This is a genomic window from Streptomyces sp. FIT100, from assembly GCF_024584805.1.
Lineage (GTDB): Bacteria > Actinomycetota > Actinomycetes > Streptomycetales > Streptomycetaceae > Streptomyces.
The window spans coordinates 7,795,365-7,813,527 of sequence record NZ_CP075715.1 but is presented as its reverse complement, the minus strand read 5'-3'; the positions used below and the strand labels follow the sequence as shown (position 1 = coordinate 7,813,527).

The following is an 18,163-nucleotide window of genomic DNA, read 5'->3' as shown; positions in this document are numbered from 1 at the left end:
TTTCGCCGTGCCGTCCCGGATCGTGATCGTGATCGTGGGGGCAGGGTTCGCCGGTTACCGCACCGCCCGGGCACTGTCCCGGACGCTTCCCCGGGACCGGGCCGACATCGTCCTGCTCAATCCGACCGACTACTTCCTGTACCTCCCGCTGCTGCCCCAGGTGGCGACGGGGATCCTGGAGCCGCGACGGGTGACGGTGTCGCTCGCGCACACCCTCCCCCGCGTCCGGCTCGTGCTCGGGGAGGCCGCGGGAGTCGACCTGGAGGCGCGCCGGGTGGCGTACACGGATCCGGAGGGCAGGCACGCCGAACTGGCCTACGACCGGCTCGTGCTCGCCGTCGGCAGCGTGAACAAACTGCTGCCGGTGCCGGGGGTCGCCGAGTACGCCCACGGCTTCCGCGGTCTGCCCGAGGCGCTGTACCTGCGTGACCACATCACACGGCAGACGGAGCTCGCGGCGGCGGAGACCGATGCCGGCGAGTGCGCGTCGCGCTGCACGTTCGTGGTGGTCGGCGCCGGGTACACGGGCACCGAGGTCGCCGCGCAGGGCAAACTCTTCACCGACGCGCTGCATGCGCAGACGGCCCGGCCCGGGCCGGCCGGTAGGTCCGCCTGGCGGTCGGGCGGGACCCGGCCCCGCTGGCTGCTCCTCGACATCGCTCCCCGTGTGCTGCCCGAGCTCGACCGGCGGCTGTCCGCGACGGCGGACCGGGTGCTGCGGAGCCGGGGCGTGGAGGTCCGTACGGGCACGTCGGTCCGGGAGGCCACCGAGGACGGAGTGTGGCTCGACGACGGCGAGTTCGTGCCGACGAGGACGCTCGTCTGGTGCGTCGGTGTGCGGCCCGACCCGCTGGTCGGCGGGGTCGGTCTGCCCGTCGAGCGCGGCAGGCTGCTGGTGACGCCGCAGCTGAACGTGCCCGGGCACCCCGAGGTGTTCGCGTGCGGGGACGCGGCCGCCGTACCCGATCTCACCCGGCCCGTCAGCAAGGCGGACGGGCACGGCGCAGACGGTGAGCGGGAGTTCGAGCTGACGCCGATGACCGCGCAGCACGCCTCCCGCCAGGGGGACGCCGCGGCCCGGAACCTCGCCGCGTCCCTCGGGCACGGCGAAGCCCGCCCGTACAAGCACCACGATCTCGGGTTCGCCGTCGACCTGGGTGGTCTGAAGGCGGCGGCGAACCCCCTCGGCGTGCCCCTGTCCGGGCCGCTCGCGGACGCCGTCACCCGCGGCTACCACCTCGCGGCGATGCCGGGCAACCGGGTGCGGGTGGCGGCCGACTGGCTGCTCGACGCGGTGCTGCCGCGTCAGGCCGTGCAGCTCGGCCTGGTCCGCTCGTGGTCGGTGCCGCTGGACACGGCCTCCCCCGAACTCGCCCGGGTCGCCGGTGCGCCGGCGAAGGAGGGACCGCACCGGGCCACCGAGTGACACAAGGAGTGACACAGCCACATGCGGTACGAGGAACTCGCCGAACTGGCCCAGCAACTGCGGGTGGACGCCGTGCGGGCGGCCGACGCCGCCGGCTCGGGGCACCCCACCTCGTCGATGTCCGCGGCCGAGCTCGCCGCCGTGCTGCTCGCCCGTCATCTGCGCTACGACTTCGACGATCCCGGCAATCCCGCGAACGACCGGCTCGTCCTGTCCAAGGGACACGCCTCTCCCCTGCTCTACGCCCTGTACAAGGCGGCGGGAGCCGTCGACGACGAGGAACTGCTCTCGTTCCGGCGGCTCGGCAGCCGTCTCGAAGGGCATCCCACGCCCCGGCTGCCGTGGGTGGACGTCGCCACCGGCTCGCTCGGCCAGGGCCTGCCGATCGGCGTCGGCGTGGCGCTCGCGGGCAAGTACCTGGACCGGCTGCCGTACCGGGTGTGGGTGCTGTCCGGGGACAGCGAGATGGCGGAGGGCTCGGTCTGGGAGGCCGTCGAGCACGCCTCGTACGAGCAGCTGGGCAATCTGACGCTGATCGTCGACGTCAACCGGCTGGGACAGCGCGGGCCGACCCGGCACGGGCACGATCTGGAGGCGTACGGGAAGCGGCTGCGGGCGTTCGGCTGGCACACGATCGAGGTCGACGGCCATGACGTCGAGGCCGTCGACAAGGCGTTCACCGAGGCGACGGCGGCCGACGGGGAACCGGAACGGCCCACGGCGGTCATCGCGGCCACGTTCAAGGGGCGGGGCGTCGCCGCCGTGGAGGACCAGGAGGGCAAGCACGGCAAGCCGCTCCCGGACGCGAAGGCCGCCGTCGCGGAACTCGGCGGCCGGCGCTCCATACGGGCGGAGGCAGGCAAGCCGCCACCCGCGCAGGTGGCGCGCCCCGGCGGCAGCGGCCCGCGGGGAGGCGGCCCGCTGGAAGGCGGCCCGCTGGAACTGCCGCGCTACGACACCGGCTCCGAGGAGGCCACCCGTACGGCGTACGGGGAGGCGCTGGCGGCGCTCGGCTCCGCACGCGGCGATGTCGTCGCGCTCGACGGCGAGGTCAGCGACTCGACGCGGGCGGAATACTTCAAGAAGGCGCATCCGGAGCGGTTCTTCGAGTGCTACATCGCCGAACAGCAGCTGATCGCGGCGGCGGTGGGGTTGCAGACGCGCGGCTGGGTGCCGTACGCGTCGAGCTTCGCGGCGTTCCTGACCCGGGCCTACGACTTCGTGCGGATGGCGTCGGTGAGCCGGGCCGGGATCAATGTCGTCGGTTCGCACGCCGGGGTGGCGATCGGCCAGGACGGCCCGTCGCAGATGGGTCTCGAGGACCTGGCCATGTTCCGTGCCGTGCACGGTTCGACCGTGCTCTATCCGTGCGACGCCCATCAGACGGCCCGGCTGGTCGCGGCGATGGCGGACCTGGACGGAGTCCGCTACCTGCGCACGACCCGCGCCGCGACGCCCGTCCTCTACGGGCCCGACGAGGAGTTCCCGGTGGGCGGCAGCAGGGTGCTGCGACGCAGCGACGAGGACCGGGCGACGGTCGTCGCCGCGGGCACGACCGTCCATGAGGCGCTGCGGGCGGCGGACACACTGGCCGAGGACGGCATCCCGGTGCGGGTGATCGATCTGTACTCGGTGAAGCCGGTGGACGTCGAGGCGCTGAACGACGCGGCGGGCGCCACGGGGTGCCTGCTGACCGTCGAGGACCACCATCCTGAGGGCGGCCTGGGAGACGCCGTCGCGGACGCGTTCGCCGACGGCCGCCCGGTGCCGCGGCTCGCCCGCCTGGCCGTGCGCAACATGCCCGCGTCGGCGACGCCCGAGGAGCAGCTGCACGCGTCCGGCATCGATGCGGAGTCGATCGCGGCGGCGGTGAAGCTGCTGGTGGAGCGGGTCGTGGTGCGTTGAGCCCGCGGCTGTGTGGCGGACGCCGGCCGCGGGCAGCCGACGACGATGAGTACGACACGCACGTGTGCGGGCCGGGCGCCGCGTCGGTGCGCCAAGGCCGGTTCATGCGGAAGGAGCCGCCCGACGGCTTCCCCGGCCCGCCGCACCGGGCCGAGGCCGAGAAGGAGGACGTAGGCGGTACGGTCACGCACACGCTGTGCGACGCCACCGCGACCCTCGTGCAGCTCGCCGGCCCGGCGTGCGTCGCCGGAGTCGTCGCGGGACGCGGACGGCACGTGCGATGCGGTACGGCGTGCCGCCCTCCTCCTCGGGGAGCCGGGCGGCGAACTGGGGCCGGTGCCGGTGCTGCTGACGACCGGCACGCGAGAGGTGCACATCATCGCGCCGCTGAGCGGCCGCAGTAGCTCGCCACGCAGGTGCGGAAAGCGGCGCGCGGCGATCGGTTCTACCTTGATGCACAGCGCAACGGATGTGCGCAGACGGCACTCGCCCCCTTCTCCGTGCGGACCCGGGACGGCGCGCCGGTCACCACGCCGCTCGCCTGGGAGCAGCTGCCGGGCAGGCGGAGGAGGACCCTTGGGAAGGTGGCCGAGCGCGCCGGTGGGCAGACGGTGAGGTCGTCGTGACGGGTCGGAAGGGCGAGGAGGGCGAGCGTGCCGACCGGCGAACGCGGCTGACGGTCGTGGTCGCCCTCGCCGCGAACCTCGTCATCGCCGTCGCGAAGTCGATCGGCGGGCTCGCGGCGTCGTCGCCCGCGCTGCTGTCCGAGGCGGCGCACTCCGTGGCGGACAGCCTCAACGAGATCTTCCTGCTCGCCGCGCGTTCGTCCGTCGTCCGCGGGCGCCTACGGCCGCCTACGGGCGGCGCAACAGGGCCCCGAGTCCGCCCGCAGGGACGCCGCGATCGCCGGTGCCGGGCGCCGGGTGGACGCGCAGGACCTCGGCGCCGTTGACCGCCGCCGACCTCAGCAGGGCGTCGTCGGCGCGTCCGGGCTCGGGGGCGTGCTCCTCGCCGAAGTACCGCGTGCCACCGCGGTCCACCGCGATCTGGTCGGGTTCGGGGCCGACCTAGACCTCGCGGCACGGGTCGGGTCCCTCGGGGCGTACGAGCAGCTCGGCGATCCGGTGCTCGCGCGCCGCGACAACGAGGGCGGGCAGGCCCTCGGCCGTGAGAGCGCCGGCCGCGCGGTAGCGGTCGAGCTCGGTGCGCTCGATACGGCGCAGATGGGCGCGCCGGGCGCGCTCGATCTCCTCGTCGGGCAGCCGGGCGCCGGGGCCGCGGGCGGGACCGCCGTGCTCCGCGGCGACGGTGAGCGGGCGCAGTGGCTGCGGCAGGTGCTGCGTGACGGCGCGGCGTTCGCGGTCGCCGCACACGAGGACGATGAGGTCCGCCCGCGTCTCCTCCTGGCAGAGCGCGAGCGCCGCGGCGACCTGCGAGGCGTTCTCTTCCCAGGTGTTCTCGTCCCAGCTGTTCTCCACGTGCATCGGGAAGTGGCGCTCGGACCAGTCGGCTGCCGCGGTGCGGTACAGGGGCCAGTCCTTGCCCTCGGCCTCGCCCGCGGGGCGGCTGCCGAGCGGGCCGCGGAGTTCGAGGTCGGCCCCGGTGCGGTCGACGTACGCGACGAGGCACACCGGTTCCTGGACGGCGAGGTCCAGCAGCGGGGCGACCCGGGGCAGGGACGCCCAGTGGATCCCGGGGGTCCCTGGCGCGGCGGTGAGCGGCGAGTCGAGTACGACCTCGCCGTGCGTGGCGTAGATCGCCCGGCCCTCCGCGCCTGCGGCTCCCGGCCACTCGGTCAGCGCTTCGTGGACGGCCCTGCCCGTGGCCGCGTCGACGCCTTGGCGGCCCAGTTCCCGGCAGATCTCGCGGGCGGCGAGCTCCCGTTCGCCGGGGCCCGACTCGACCGACTCGGCCGCCTCGGCCGTCTCCGCCCCGTCGGCCGCGTGGGCCGCGCGGGGCACGCCGACGCAGACGCTGGCCCAGGGGCCGGGGCGCTCGTAGAGGGGGGTGAGGTGTACGAGTCGCATGGCATGCCCCGAGGGCCCGCCGGGGACTCTCCGACGGCCTCGGGTCCTCTGACCGTGCACCTACCCGGCCGGACCCTCGTGACACAGGCGCCTCCGCGGAGGCCACACCGCGGAGGCGACACCTCGTGACCGGCCGGGACGCCGGGTCAGGGCCGGGCGCCCGACCCGGCGGACTCCTTCGCCAGCTCGTCCGTGAGGGCCGAGCAGAAGGCTTCGAGGTCGGCCGGCTTACGACTGGTGATCAGCGTGTTCGGGCCTTCGCGGCACACCTTCACCTGTTCGTCGACCCAGATGCCGCCGGCGTTGCGGATGTCGGTGCGGAGGCTGGGCCAGGACGTCAGACTCCTGCCGCGCACCACATCGGCCTCGACGAGGGTCCAGGGCGCGTGGCAGATCGCCGCGACCGGCTTGCCCTCGTCGAAGAACGCCCGTATGAAGGCCACGGCCTTCTCGTCCATCCGCAGCGCATCGGGATTGGCCACGCCGCCGGGCAGGACGAGGGCGTCGAAGTCGGTCGCGGAGCCGCCGCCGGGGACGACGAGGTCGACGGGGAAGCTGTCGGCCTTGTCGAGGTGGTGGAATGCCTGGATGCGGCCGGGCTTCGTGGAGAGCAGCAAAGGCGTGTCGCCTGCGCGGGCGACGGCCTGCCACGGGCGGGTGAGTTCGATCTGTTCGACGCCTTCCGGCGCCATGAGGAAGGCGATGTTCATGATGGTCGGCGCTCCTCTCCCCCCGTTGGGCGTGCCGGTCCGGCGGGCGGAAGGGGGCGCATGCCACCGGAGCCACCGGACGCGGCCTGGCTCGGCTCCCAGGTACCCCCGTATCGCGTCGTTATGCCTGGATCGCCGGACCGACCGCCGCTGAAGGCATGGCCGGGGGCGCCCGGCGCCCGCGTTTGCGCCGACAGGGGGTGTGGACGCGTACCAATGTGCTCGACCGCGTCCACTGGCCGTTCGGCACCGCTGCGACCGCCAACCGTCGTCAGCACCTCGTTCCAGGAGCTGAGAGTGATCATGCGTACGCACGACGGCACCGGTTTCCCGATCCCGTCCTCGACCGCGAAGCCGTCAGGCCACGGCCGAGCCGTCTGCCGGAAGCTGATCAGCCGCTGCTGCGCTGGGTTGCGGGACGAGGTCCTGCGGGACGCCGTGCAGCCGGGGCGGGAACGGGGCGGGCTTCGTGTCGGCACGCGCGCGTACGGCGGCCGGTCACGAGGCCGCGTGTGCGGCGCCCGGTCATCCCTCCCTTTTCCCGAGCGCGTCGACGGCGGCGACCACCCGGTCCCAGAACTTCGCGCTGTCCAGGGAGACCGCCACCCGCGCGTTGACGGGCCGGTCCAGGTACTGGTGCAGGTCCACGACCGTCGCTCCTCGGGTGTATTCGCCGCGCAGTTCGACGGCCACGCTCGCGTCGGCGCACTCCACGATCGAGGGGTCGATGAGCCGGGCCACGGCGACCGGGTCGTGCAGCGGCGGGGCCTCGAAGCCCCACAGGCGGCGGTACGTCGAGGCGAAGTAGGTCATCAACTCGACGCAGATGCGGCCGAGTTCGGTACCGAGCCCGTCGAGCCGGGCGAGCACGTCGGGCGTCGCGAGCGCCTGGTGCGTGACGTTGAGCCCGCACATGGTCACCGGTACCCCGCTGCGGAAGACGATGTCGGCGGCCTCGGGGTCCACGTACATGTTGAACTCGGCGGCGGGCGTGCGGTTTCCGCGCTCGGTCGTGCCGCCCATGAGGACGATCTCGCGGATGCGCGGGACCACCTCCGGATAGCGGGTCAGCAGCAGGGCGATATTGGTCAGCGGGGCGGTCGGGACGAGAGTGACGGGCTCCGGATGGCCGGTGAGGATCCGGTGCATGAGGTCGACGGCGTGCTCCGCGACAGCGTCCACGGTGGGTTCACCGAAGTGGGGGCCGTCCATTCCCGAGTCGCCGTGCACGTCGTCCGCCACGTACAGCGGTTGCACCAGCGGCCGGGCGCAGCCCGCGGCGATGGGGACGTCCGTGATTCCGGCCGCGGTGCAGATCCGTCGGGCGTTCAGGGTGGTCTTCTCGACCACCTGGTTGCCCGCGACCGTCGTGATCGCGAGCAGGTCGATCGCGGGATCCCCGGCCGCGAGCAGGATGGCGACGGCGTCATCGTGCCCGGGGTCGCAGTCGATGATGATCGGGACAGGCACGGTGCTCCTCGGCGTCGGCGTCCGGTCGGAAGCGTGCCCCACCAGTCTGCCTCCCGAGTGCGCCGGGGCACATGCCGTGCCCGGACACGTGCAGGCGGCCGGAAAGGGGCCCGCCGGCCCGGCGACGCCTGGCACGCTCCCCCCAGAACTCGCGCCTGGGAGGTGCCCCCACGCCGCGTTGTCGCCGGTCGCCTATGTCCCCCGTGGCCCTTCGGACACGGGAGGTGCCCCCCATGGGCTCCCTCCTCTGCCTTGCGATCGCGCGCACCAGACACCGCCGGGCCCGGCCTCCGGACGGACGAGGCTCCTTCGACGACAGTCCCTAGAGCGCCCTGAGTCCCTCGATCACCTCCCGGAGGATCTTCTCGTCGGGCAGCTGCGCGGGCGGTACGGGCCGGCGGACGGTGACGTAACCGGCCTCGAGGAGGTCGCCGAGGAGCACGCGGACGACGCCGACGGGCAGGTCGGCGTCCGCGGCGAGTTCGGCGACCGACTGGGTCTCGACGCGGCAGAGGTCGAGCAGGGCCCGGTGCTCGGGGCCGAAGAGCGACTCCTCGGCCCGTCCCGCCGCGTCGGGGGCGATGTCGACGAGGGCGATCAGGTCGAACCGCACGGAACCGGGACCTGGCTGCGTACGGCCTCCGGTCATGGCATACGGGCGGACGAGCGGACCCGCGTCGGCGTCGTACCAGCGGCTTCCCTCGTGCTCCTGGCTTTCCTCGCCGGCGTCGTTCATGGTCGTGGAGCCTCCCTCCGGTCAGCCGGCGGCGGGCGGGGTGGTGGACATGCGCGGTGGGGTGTGCAGGTGCTCGCCGACGCGCTTGACGAGGCGGGCCATCTCGTACGCGATCAGGCCGATGTCCGCGGTCACGGCGCTGAGGACGGCGAGGCAGGAACCGTCCCCCGCCGCGGCGACGAAGAGGAAGCCGTCGTCCATCTCGACCATCGTCTGGCGTACGGAGCCGGCGTGGAAGTGGCGCCCCGCGCCCTTGGCGAGGCTGTGGAATCCGGAGGCGACGGCGGCGAGGTGCTCGGCGTCCTCGCGGCTCAGTCCGCCCGAGGCGCCGACGGCGAGGCCGTCGTTGGAGAGGACGACCGCGTGCCGGACCTCGGTCACTCGCAGCACCAGGTCGTCGAGCAGCCAGTCGAGTTCTCCGGAGCGGTGCGGGGCGATCCTCTCGTGGTCGATCATGCCAGGTCTCCTTCGCTGCTGTGGGCGCTGCTGTGGTGGCCGTTCCGGCCGGGGGCCGCACCGCCGCCGCGCGCCCAGCCGGCGCGGTAGGCGGCCATGCGGTCCCTGGCCTGCTCCGGGGTGCGTTCCGTGATGTCGCGCGGGCTGCTGCCGGCCGCTTCCGCCGGTTCGGGCCTGGGGGCTTCGCGCAGTTGCTGTACGAGGCTGGCCTGCCGGACGCGGCGCGGGAGCCCGCCCGCCTCGTCCTCGGCGTGGGGCGGCGACGGAACAGGCGGCTGCCCCTGGGAGTGGATGTGCGGGTGGGGCTGGTGCTGCTGAGGGTGGGGGTGGGGGTGCGCTCCGGTGTCCGGCTCGGTGTGGGACCCGGGCTGCTCGGCGGCGTGAGGGCGGCCGCGCAGCCGCAGGGCGATGACGCCGGGGGGCGGCGGTGCGGCATCGAGCCTGCGCTCCAGGGCGCGTGGGCCGGTCGCGCCCGGTTCGGACTCCTCGTCCTGCGCGAGCGCGTGGGCGACGGGCGGGGCCGTCTCCTTGGCGCGGCCGGCCGGGGAGGTGCCTCCCGGCGGCAGTGCGCTCTGCAGGAGCGGCATGGGGATCAGGACGACCGCCGTGGTCCCTCCGTACGGCGAGGTCCGCAGCCGGACCCTGATCTCGTGGCGGGCCGCGAGGCGGCTGACGACGAAGAGTCCGAGCCGGTCGCTGTCGAAGAGGTCGAGGGCCTCGGACTGTTCGATGCGGCGGTTGGCCTCGGCGAGGGCCTCCTTGCCCATGCCCAGGCCGCGGTCCTCGATCTCCAGGGCGTAGCCGTTGCCGACGGGCTCGCCGCTGACGCGGACCTTGGTGTGGGGCGGGGAGAACTGGGCGGCGTTCTCGACGAGTTCCGCGAGGAGGTGGGTGACGTCGGCGACGGCGGAGCCGACGACGGCGCTCTCGGGCAGCTGCCGCACTTCGACGCGTGCGTAGTCCTCGATCTCGGACACGGCGGCGCGGACGACGTTGGTGAGCGGTACGGGCATGCGCCAGGCCCGGCCGGGTGCGGAGCCGGAGAGGATGATCAGGCTCTCGGCGTGGCGGCGCATACGGGTGGTGAGGTGGTCGAGGCGGAAGAGGTCGCCGAGTTCGTTGGGGTCCTCGGCGCGGCGTTCCATGCTGTCGAGCAGGTTGAGCTGCCGGTGGACGAGGACCTGGCTGCGGCGGGCGAGGTTGACGAAGACTCCGGAGATGCCGCTGGCGAGTTCGGCGCGTTCGACGGCGGCGCTGAGGGCGGCCCGGTGGACGGTCGAGAGCGCCTCGCCGACCTCGGCGATCTCGTCCTGCGGCGGCGGTCCCGGCGGTGCCTCGGCCTGGACGTCGATCTCGTCGCCGGTACGGAGCCGGCGCATGGCGTGGGGCAGTTTGTGGCGGGCGATCTCCAGGGCGGTGTTGCGGAGGCTGACGAGTTCGACGACGAGGGCGCGGCCGATGCGCACGGAGATGACGAGCGAGGCGGCGACGGCGGCGAGGCCGAGGAGGACGGCGGCGCCCGCGGCGGTGAGGAGTCCCTGGCCGAAGGGGTCGGCCCGGTCGGCGGCGCTGCGCCGGGCGTTCGTCTCGATGTCGCGGGCGGCGGTGCGGACGGTGCTGTGGGCGGCCTCCCAGGTGCCGGCGGGCACGGCGGTGGCGGCACGGCGGCCGGCGGGCGCGGCGAGGGTCCTGTTCTCTGCCGCTTCCAGTGCCCGGTAGGCGCTCTGGGAGGTGAGTTCGCGCCAGGCGGCGCGTTCGGGCGCCCGTAGATCGGCGACGGCGGATTCGGTGAGGGCGCGGCGGGTCTCGACGGCGCCGGTGAACAGTCGCAGACGCTCCGCCCCGAAGGATCCGGTCGTGTGGGCCGTGCTGAGCAGCGCGTCCTCGCGGGCGAGCATTTCCGAGGCGCGGCCGAACTCCAGGAGGACGCGGGCGTCGGAGCCGGGAGTGGTGTCCTGGATGCCGGTGAGGGCGCCCTGCACGGCGAACGCCGCGGTGATGGCGCCGGTGTACGTCTCGTACGTACGGTCCCAGTCGGCCTTGCGGTCGAGGACGGAGGTGCGCAGGGCGGGGATCGCGGCGGCCGAGTCGACGAACCGGCCGAGGCGCTCGGTGACGCCCGCGGGGAGGCCGCCCGCGTCGGCGACGGTGTGGTTCTCGTCGAGGGAGAGCCTGGCGAGCGCGGCGTCGGTGAGCCTGGCCTGCTGCTGGAGGTCGGCGGCGCGTTCGGCGGCGGGGGCGGTGAGCTGGCGGAGTGCGGCGCGGCGTTCGGTCTGGAGGGCGGTGACGGCCTCGGCGACGGGTTCGCGGACGCGGTTCTCGACGTCCTGGAGCTGGCGCAGCCGGGCGACGTCCTGGGCGGTGGTGACGGTGGCGAAGCCCCAGAGGGCGAGGAGGGAGACGACGGGGACCATCAGCAGCGAGACGATCTTGGCGCGTACCGTCCGCGGGCGCAGCCGCCATCCCTCGCCCGCGCCCCGTCCCTGGGCACGCGCCGTGGCCGGGTCGCGGTCGGCTCCCGGTTCGGGCTGTTCGTCCGCGGGCGGTCCGGCGTGGGCGCGGCGCCCGCGCACCGGCTGCGCGGCGGATTCGGCGGTGGGGAAAGGCGGAGTGGGGCCGTGCGGGTCTGGCGTGTCGGCGCCGGGGGTGCTGCGTGGTGTGCGCATGGCCTCCTCGTTCCGGATACGGGGTGTGGGTGCGTCGGGCGGTGTCGCGGCGGGTGGTGGACGGGCGGGCTACCGGGGGACGCCGGCCGGCTCGGTACTCCGTCCGCCCGACTCGGTGCTGCGTCCGCCCGGCTCGGTGCTGCGTCCGCCCTGGTCGGGGGCCCGTTCGCCCGGTTCGGTGATCCGCTCGGCCGAGGCGTAGGCGGCCCGTTCCCGCGCCGTCGGGGAGAGGGCGACGAAGGCGGAGGTGAGGAAGAGGTACGACCCGAGGCCGACGGCGAGGGGGAAGATGAACTGCATCGCCGTGGCCCCGGGCAGTGCCGGGCCCGAGGGCTCGACACGCACGCTGACCGCGAGCATCCCGGTGTAGTGCATGCTGCTGACCGCCGCGCCCATGACGAGGGAGGCGACGGCGACCGCGACGGGTGACTTGATGTTGAGCGCCGCCCAGAGGGCGGCGGTCGCGGCGATCACGGCGATGGCGACGGAGAGCGCGACGAGCAGCGGGTCGTAGCGCACTTCGCCGTGCAGGCGGAGCGCGGCCATGCCGAGGTAGTGCATGCTCGCGACGCCGAGTCCGGTGGTGAGCCCTCCGAGCAGCAGGGCTCTGACGCGGTCGCGGCTGTAGCCGACGGCGAAGACCCCGGCGCCGACGACGAGCATGGCGACGATCAGGCTGAGGATGGTCAGCGGCACGTTGTAGCGGATGTCGGTGCCGGTGACACCGAAGCCGAGCATGGCGACGAAGTGCATCGTCCAGATGCCGGTGCCGATGGCGGATGCGGCGGTGATGAGCCAGTTGCGGCGTGAACTGCCGCTCGCTTCGAGCGCCCGTACGGTGCAGCGCAGGCCGAGGGCGGCGCCGATGCAGGCCATCACGTACGACAGCGCGGGGGTCAGCCAGCCGAAGGTGGCGTGGTCCAGGTGTCCCATGGCTCAGGGACGCTAGTCCCGCGGGGGGCGCGCGACAGGGGCGCAGTTCGAAAGCTGATGGAATATGACAGAGAGATGTTTCAGAACGATCGTGCCGAGTTCGAACATGTGCACCGAACGTCTGAGTGAGACGCCGGACGCCGCGGCTGCGGACGACCGCCATCGCAAGGCCCGGAGCCTGCGGGATCATGGCCGCATGACCGACGACCACACACACGTCCAGGAGTTCTTCGGCGCCCGCGCGGCCGGCTGGGACGCGCGCTTCCCGGACGACGGACCCGCCTACGCCGCCGGGGTCGCCGCCCTCGGCCTGCGCCATGCCGACGCCGTGCTGGACGCGGGCTGCGGCACGGCGCGCGCACTGCCCGCGCTGCGCGAGGCCGTGGGTCCGGCCGGCACGGTCGTCGGTGCGGATCTGACCCCGCAGATGCTGGACGCCGCCGCCCGCGCCGGGCGGGACCGGGCGGGTGCGCTGCTGCTCGCCGACGTGGCGCGGCTGCCGCTGCGGACGGGCGCGCTGGACGCCGTGTTCGCGGCCGGTCTGATCGCACATCTGCCGCAACCTGCCGAGAATCTGCGCGAGTTGGCCCGAGTGGTGCGCCCCGGTGGACGCCTCGCGCTGTTCCATCCGATCGGGCGGGCCGCGCTGGCCGCCCGTCAGGGCCGCATGGTCAGCGACGACGATCTGCGCGCCGAGCCCCGTCTCGGGCCGCTGCTGAGCGTCGCGGGCTGGCGGCTGGTGTCGTACGCCGACGAGGACGCGCGCTTCCTGGCCCTGGCGGTACGCCAGGACTGAGGCACCGCCCCCGGCGGCGGCCGTCGCCCGCCGCCGCCCCGTTGCGAGCCGGGCCGAAACAGACGTTCGTTGCAGGCCGCACCGGGGGAAGACTTGTCGCACCGGCGACTACGCCGAACAGGTGAACGGGTCGAAGAAGGGGGCCATCGTGTTCGACAAGGTGATCGGGAACATACGCAGATTTTTCACGGCGGGGCGGAGCGGTGAGCACGGCGTCGCTCCGGCCGCGGCCGCGCGGGGACGGCAGCACAACATCTTCGAGGCCGCGGCCACGTATGTGTCGGCGTGCGCCGAGGACGACCAGCAGGGCATCGACGAGGCGTCGAGCTGGGTGTCGCCCGAGGCGCTGTCGTTCGGGGTGAACGAACTGGCCTGCCGGGCGGTCATCGCCCTCGCGCGGGAACGGGACGAATCACCGCAGTCCGTGGCGCGCAGCCTCCTCGGGCTGCCCGTCGGCTGAGCCGGCCCGCCGCCGGACCGGGGGCCGGGCCGGGGGCCCGGGAGCAATTCCCTGCCGCAGGCCCTCGACGAGGCGGTTACCCACTGGTTAGGGTGCGCCGACGAACGATCGGATGGGAGGGTGCTGTGGCCGGGACGGACGGTGTCGCCGACGACGACACGCTCTTTGTGCTGACCGCCTTGCTGCTGACGCCCGCGCAGTTCCCGAGCGTGCTCGGCGACGACTTCCCGGCGGCGTGCGAGGCGCTGGGTCTTGAGCCGTACGGCGAGGGGTACGGGCTGGTGCTCGGCCAGGACAGCGCCGGCGCCCGGTGGACGGTCGTCGTCGACGACGTCTCCCTGGTCGCGGTGGCGATCGCGTCCTGGGACTGCGGCATGGAGTACGACCTGTCCCCCAGCGACCGCACTGTCGTCGCGGCCCTGCCCGGCTGGCCGCTGGCGGTCGCGACCGTCGCCCCGGGCCTGCCGGCGCCGCACGATCCGCAGGACGACGGCGAAGGGCCGCGCCTCTCCCCGCCCGACACGGAGGTCTGGGGGCCCGCGCAGCGCAGGATGGGCGCGGACGAGATCGCCCTTCAGTGGGCCAGCTGGCGCGATCAGGTGGGCGACGCGACGGACGAGGGCGCCGAGGACGGGGCGGACACGCCCGGGGCGGACGCCGCGACCGGGTCGGGCACCCCGGACGCCGAGGCGAGTGCAGACGCCTCCGAGGAGGAGCGGACCGTGTCGCACGAGGGTGTGGCGCGGGTCCTCAAGGAACTCCACGGCTATGTCGACGAGGCACCGCCCACGGGCCGGGTGCGCTCCAGCTTCGCTCCGGACGGGGCGCGGATGCTGCGCGCGGACGGACCGGGCTGGTCCATCGTGGCCAGGACCGACGACATCGCCTTCGTCCTCCTCGACGAGGAGCCGGGCGAGGTGCTGCCGGTCGGGCGCGGGCCCGAACTCCCCGGTCTGCTCAAGGCGCTGGACGCCATGGCCGTGCGTCCCTCCTGAGCACGGGAACGCGAGCGCCGTTTCCGAACTCGTGCTCCAGGCAATCGCACAGCGACACGCGGGAGTTGGACGCACAGGGCGCGAACACGCGATCATCCGATCAGGGGTGCCGAAACACGCTGGTGTCCTGATCCGTGGCGCCCCGGCCGGGCTGACGGCGTCCTCAGCGCATTCCAGCGCGGCTACCTGACCTGCCTTGACGTACTCCCCTGTGATATCGAATCCGAAAACCAGCTCTCCGGGCATGGGCAATGATCAAGCCATGTCGCAGGGTCCACTTGAAACCCCGGGATACGTGGTGAGAGCATTCATCCATCGCGTTCATGACCCGTTCTCCGGATCGAGAAGCCCTCACTTGACCCTGGAGCGCGACGCACATGTAGATCCACATTTGAGCCACCTGCAACAGCCGCAAGAAGGAACGCCCATGGGCAAAATGTTCAATGAATTGGCGCGAGCCACTCGACTGAAATGGCTGAGGTCGGCAGCCTTCGAGACTCTTGAGCATTACGCGATTCCCAGAAACAGACTGAAGTTGCTCCAATACGAGGACAATGCGGTGTACCTCGTCGAGGGTGATGGAATGCGCCATGTCCTGCGCATGTCCGTGCACGACGGACGAAGCGCGCAGGAGCAGAGTTCGGAGCTCGCCTGGATCGATTCGCTCGTCTCCGGCAAAGCGGTGATCGCTCCGAAGCCCGTACCCACCCGCTCGACGGGCATGGTCACGAGCCTCGCGCTCCCCAGGTGGCCCGAGCCGGTGACGTCCGTGGTCTTCGAATGGATTCCGGGGGAGTCGTCTCCGGCGAGCTTGAGCGCGACCGCCGCCGAACAGCTGGGACGTCTCACGGCGAACCTCCATGAGCATGCCATGCAGTACCGCCCCCCTGCCGATTTCACGCGCCCGACCTGGGGGTACGGGGAGATCTTCGAGGGCGGCGCGGCGGTGACCGACCCGGTGGCGCACGACCGGCTCAGCGATACGGAGCGAGCCCTGCTGCTTCAGGTGTGCAGAACTGTGTGCGACCGGCTGCCCGAACGGACTCCTCACGAGTGGGGCTTGATTCACGCCGACTTGCATCGCGGCAACGTGGTCGCCACCCCGGATGACGATGTGGCGGTGATCGACTTCGACGACTGCGGCCCCGGGTACTACATGCTCGACGTAGCCTCCGTACTCTCGTCGTTCCTGCGCACCTGCGACCCCCAGGAGTATCCGGAATTCACCGAGAGGTACGTCCGCGGATACCGCTCGATCCGCGGACTTCCACCCTCGGCGGAACGCCTCAGTGAATTCTTGGTCATGCGCGACATGATCATTTTGAATTTTGTACTGAGCTCCAGGAATGAAGCGGTTCTCGAGTGGGGACCAGCTCGCTCCAAGGGGATTCTCAACACCATGCGGGATTACCTTTCATCCGGAAAGTACCCTGGGCATCTGAATCTTGCCGCTCTATAGCTCAAAGCAAGAAAGGGCAGCCGCAGATGAAGAAGACGACCTTCCTGGAATCTCGGCCGAGGCAGACTTTCGACGGGTTTTCCATTCGATTGCGCCGCCTGTTCTCGCCGGCCACCGGCAGAAGCCTTGTCATCCCGCTCGACCACGCCATCACCATCGGACCGGCTGGAGGTCTGGAGCATCCTCGCGCCATCGTTGAGGCCGCCGCTCTGGGAAACGCGAACGCGGTCATGCTCCGGCCGGGCATGGTCGACTGCCTCTCGGTCCCGGGGGCCGAGCGGCTCGGCGTCATCATGGCGCTGACCGGTCGGCTGGCGGCGGGCGTGGACCACGTCCTGCTCAACTCGGTGGAGTACGCCGCGGCCCACGCCGCCGACGCCGTATGCGGAGAGTTCAAGTTCGGCTCGGCCGGCGATCTCGAGAACGCACGCGTCATCGCTCAACTCGCCGAGCGGGCTCACGGCATGGGCCTGCCCGTCCTGGTCACGGTCTACAGCCTTCCCGATGCCTTGGACAGAATGGGCCCGAGCGCCTACGCCCACGCCTGCCGGATCGCCGAGGAAATCGGGGCCGATGTCATCAAGACCTCGCTGCCTGACGACGCCGAGGTCATCGCCCAATGCGTGGACAGCACCTCGGTCCCCATCGTGCTGGCGGGTGGACCGCCCAATGCGTCGACGGAGCTGGAGCGGTTCCTGCGCCGCGCGGTGGACCAGGGTGTCCGCGGCGCCGCGATCGGTCGCCGCGCCTGGGCTGCGGACAAGCCGGTGGAGGCCATCCGCAGCCTGGCGTCCGCGGTGCACGGGGGCTCGCCCCATGTCTGAGCCAGTTGATCTGCTGGTCATAGGTCTGGGCTATGTCGGGCTGCCGCTCGCCAGGGAAGCCGTTCAGGCCGGTCTGAGCGTCCGTGGCTTCGATGTGAGCCCGCAGGTGGTCGGGCGGCTCAACGCGGGAGTCTCCCCCGTCGACGGCGTGAGTGACGACGACATCGCACGTATGCGCGCTGCCGGCTTCGCCGCCAGCTGCGACGAGGACAACTTCGGCGCACCACGCGTGGTGGTGGTGTGCGTGCCGACGCCGCTGGGCGCAAGCGGCCGGCCGGACCTGTCCCATGTGATGGAGGCCGCCGGTATGGTGGCACGTCGCCTCAAGCGGGGCATGCTCGTCGTGCTGGAGTCCACGACCTTCCCCGGCACGACCGACGACATCATCAGGCCCGTCCTGGAGGAGTCGGGACTGCGCGCCGGTGACGACTTCCAGCTGGCCTTCTCGCCCGAGCGCATCGATCCCGGGAACTCCGATCACGGCGTGCGCAACACCGCCAAGGTCGTGGGCGGTTACACCGAGGACTGTACGCGGCGCGCCATGGCGTTCTACGCCCGCTTCGTGGTCAAGGTCGTGGCGGCCAAGGGCACCCGGGAAGCCGAAATGGCCAAAATCCTCGAGAACACCTACCGGCAGGTGAACATCGCGCTGGTCAACGAGATGGCGATGCTCAGCCATGAGCTGGGCGTCGACCTGTGGAACGCCATCGACTGCGCCGCGACCAAGCCCTTCGGCTTCGCCGCCTTCCAACCCGGCCCGGGCGTCGGCGGCCACTGCATCCCCATCGACCCTCGCTACCTCTCCTACCAGGCACGTGAGCTGGGCCGGCGGTCGCAGCTCATCGACCTGGCCCATGAGATCAACGACGGCATGCCACGGTATGTGGTCGAGCGCGCCGCCCACTTGGTCGCGCGCACGGGTGGCGAACTGACCGGTGCTCGTGTCCTGGTGCTGGGGGTCACGTACAAGGCGGACATCGCCGACCAGCGCGAGTCCCCTGCCGGCGATGTGGTGCGCCATCTCAGGCAGCAGGGCGCCGACGTCACGTATCACGACCCGTATGTCGACACCTGGGCCGTCGACGGGCTCGACGTCCCCGCCGCCGACGATCTGGACGTCGCGCTGTGCGCCGCCGACCTGACGATCGTGCTGCAGTGGCACGCGCAGTACCGGGAGCACGTCGACGGCTCCAGGACCCGAGCCCTTTTCGACACCCGGGGCCGGCTGACCGACCTCGGCGTCGCGGTGCTGTAGGCGCACCCGGCCCCACTCTTTTCTCCCCCTGACATTCCATCCCGC

Annotated in this window: 15 protein-coding genes and 2 pseudogenes; 10 read left to right on the top strand and 7 right to left on the bottom strand. The window is 72.4% G+C overall.

Translation table 11 applies throughout. The features are described from left to right. Nucleotides 1-7 precede the first annotated feature (7 nt). From KK483_RS34610 to KK483_RS35590, 4 genes and pseudogenes are all read left to right on the top strand, one after another. Nucleotides 8-1,426 (top strand): NAD(P)/FAD-dependent oxidoreductase, encoded by a 1,419-nt coding sequence (locus tag KK483_RS34610; RefSeq protein ID WP_262009170.1) that lies wholly within the window; start codon nt 8-10, stop codon nt 1,424-1,426. 21 nt (nt 1,427-1,447) lie between these two features. Further along, on the top strand, nt 1,448-3,331 hold the full coding sequence (locus KK483_RS34605) for a transketolase (RefSeq protein ID WP_262009169.1): 1,884 nt from the start codon (nt 1,448-1,450) through the stop codon (nt 3,329-3,331). A 416-nt stretch (nt 3,332-3,747) separates the two neighbouring features. Next, a complete protein-coding gene (locus KK483_RS35595; protein ID WP_399015832.1) occupies nt 3,748-3,957 on the top strand; it encodes a hypothetical protein in 210 nt (69 codons plus the stop codon). After that, a pseudogene (locus KK483_RS35590) lies at nt 3,954-4,151 on the top strand (cation transporter); the annotation flags it as partial. The gene KK483_RS35595 and the pseudogene KK483_RS35590, both read left to right, overlap by 4 nt. A gap of 34 nt (nt 4,152-4,185) precedes the next feature. Here the strand turns inward: KK483_RS35590 and KK483_RS34595 are convergent. The 7 genes and pseudogenes from KK483_RS34595 to KK483_RS34565 all read right to left on the bottom strand — a co-directional run bounded on the left by KK483_RS34595 (nt 4,186) and on the right by KK483_RS34565 (nt 12,329). Continuing rightward, nucleotides 4,186-5,358, bottom strand: a pseudogene (locus KK483_RS34595) (Vms1/Ankzf1 family peptidyl-tRNA hydrolase). A 146-nt stretch (nt 5,359-5,504) separates the two neighbouring features. Continuing rightward, nucleotides 5,505-6,068 carry a type 1 glutamine amidotransferase domain-containing protein gene (locus KK483_RS34590; protein ID WP_262009168.1) on the bottom strand — a complete coding sequence of 188 codons (564 nt, stop codon included), beginning with the start codon at nt 6,066-6,068 and terminating at the stop codon, nt 5,505-5,507. Between the two features lie 525 nt (nt 6,069-6,593). Continuing rightward, a complete protein-coding gene (locus KK483_RS34585; RefSeq protein ID WP_262009167.1) occupies nt 6,594-7,538 on the bottom strand; it encodes a nucleoside hydrolase in 945 nt (314 codons plus the stop codon). A gap of 322 nt (nt 7,539-7,860) precedes the next feature. Then, nucleotides 7,861-8,274 carry a DUF742 domain-containing protein gene (locus KK483_RS34580; RefSeq protein ID WP_262009166.1) on the bottom strand — a complete coding sequence of 138 codons (414 nt, stop codon included), beginning with the start codon at nt 8,272-8,274 and terminating at the stop codon, nt 7,861-7,863. Between the two features lie 21 nt (nt 8,275-8,295). Beyond that, the gene (locus KK483_RS34575) at nt 8,296-8,730 is read right to left on the bottom strand and encodes a roadblock/LC7 domain-containing protein (RefSeq protein ID WP_242331789.1); all 435 of its coding nucleotides are present in this window, start codon (nt 8,728-8,730) and stop codon (nt 8,296-8,298) included. After that, complete coding sequence (locus KK483_RS34570; RefSeq protein ID WP_262009165.1) at nt 8,727-11,396, bottom strand: nitrate- and nitrite sensing domain-containing protein; 2,670 nt, start codon at nt 11,394-11,396, stop codon at nt 8,727-8,729. Before KK483_RS34570 ends, KK483_RS34575 begins: the two co-directional genes overlap by 4 nt. Before the next feature lie 69 nt (nt 11,397-11,465). Beyond that, nucleotides 11,466-12,329, bottom strand: coding sequence for an MHYT domain-containing protein (locus KK483_RS34565; protein ID WP_262009164.1), 864 nt, complete (start codon nt 12,327-12,329; stop codon nt 11,466-11,468). 196 nt (nt 12,330-12,525) lie between these two features. Here KK483_RS34565 and KK483_RS34560 point away from each other — a divergent pair, with 196 nt between their 5' ends. The 6 genes from KK483_RS34560 to KK483_RS34535 all read left to right on the top strand — a co-directional run bounded on the left by KK483_RS34560 (nt 12,526) and on the right by KK483_RS34535 (nt 18,118). Beyond that, nucleotides 12,526-13,125: a class I SAM-dependent methyltransferase gene (locus KK483_RS34560; RefSeq protein WP_262009163.1), complete on the top strand. Its 600-nt coding sequence runs from the start codon at nt 12,526-12,528 to the stop codon at nt 13,123-13,125. 148 nt (nt 13,126-13,273) lie between these two features. After that, nucleotides 13,274-13,585 (top strand): hypothetical protein, encoded by a 312-nt coding sequence (locus tag KK483_RS34555; RefSeq protein ID WP_399016287.1) that lies wholly within the window; start codon nt 13,274-13,276, stop codon nt 13,583-13,585. A 125-nt stretch (nt 13,586-13,710) separates the two neighbouring features. Next, nucleotides 13,711-14,580, top strand: a complete 870-nt coding sequence (locus KK483_RS34550; protein WP_262009162.1) for a hypothetical protein — start codon at nt 13,711-13,713, stop codon at nt 14,578-14,580. A 427-nt stretch (nt 14,581-15,007) separates the two neighbouring features. Further along, nucleotides 15,008-16,039: a phosphotransferase enzyme family protein gene (locus KK483_RS34545; protein ID WP_262009161.1), complete on the top strand. Its 1,032-nt coding sequence runs from the start codon at nt 15,008-15,010 to the stop codon at nt 16,037-16,039. A 26-nt stretch (nt 16,040-16,065) separates the two neighbouring features. After that, on the top strand, nt 16,066-16,863 hold the full coding sequence (locus tag KK483_RS34540) for a class I fructose-bisphosphate aldolase (protein WP_262009159.1): 798 nt from the start codon (nt 16,066-16,068) through the stop codon (nt 16,861-16,863). Beyond that, entirely contained in the window at nt 16,856-18,118 is a 1,263-nt protein-coding gene (locus KK483_RS34535) for a nucleotide sugar dehydrogenase (RefSeq protein WP_262009158.1), read from the top strand. The genes KK483_RS34540 and KK483_RS34535 overlap by 8 nt, the downstream gene beginning before the upstream one ends. Nucleotides 18,119-18,163: the final 45 nt, after the last annotated feature.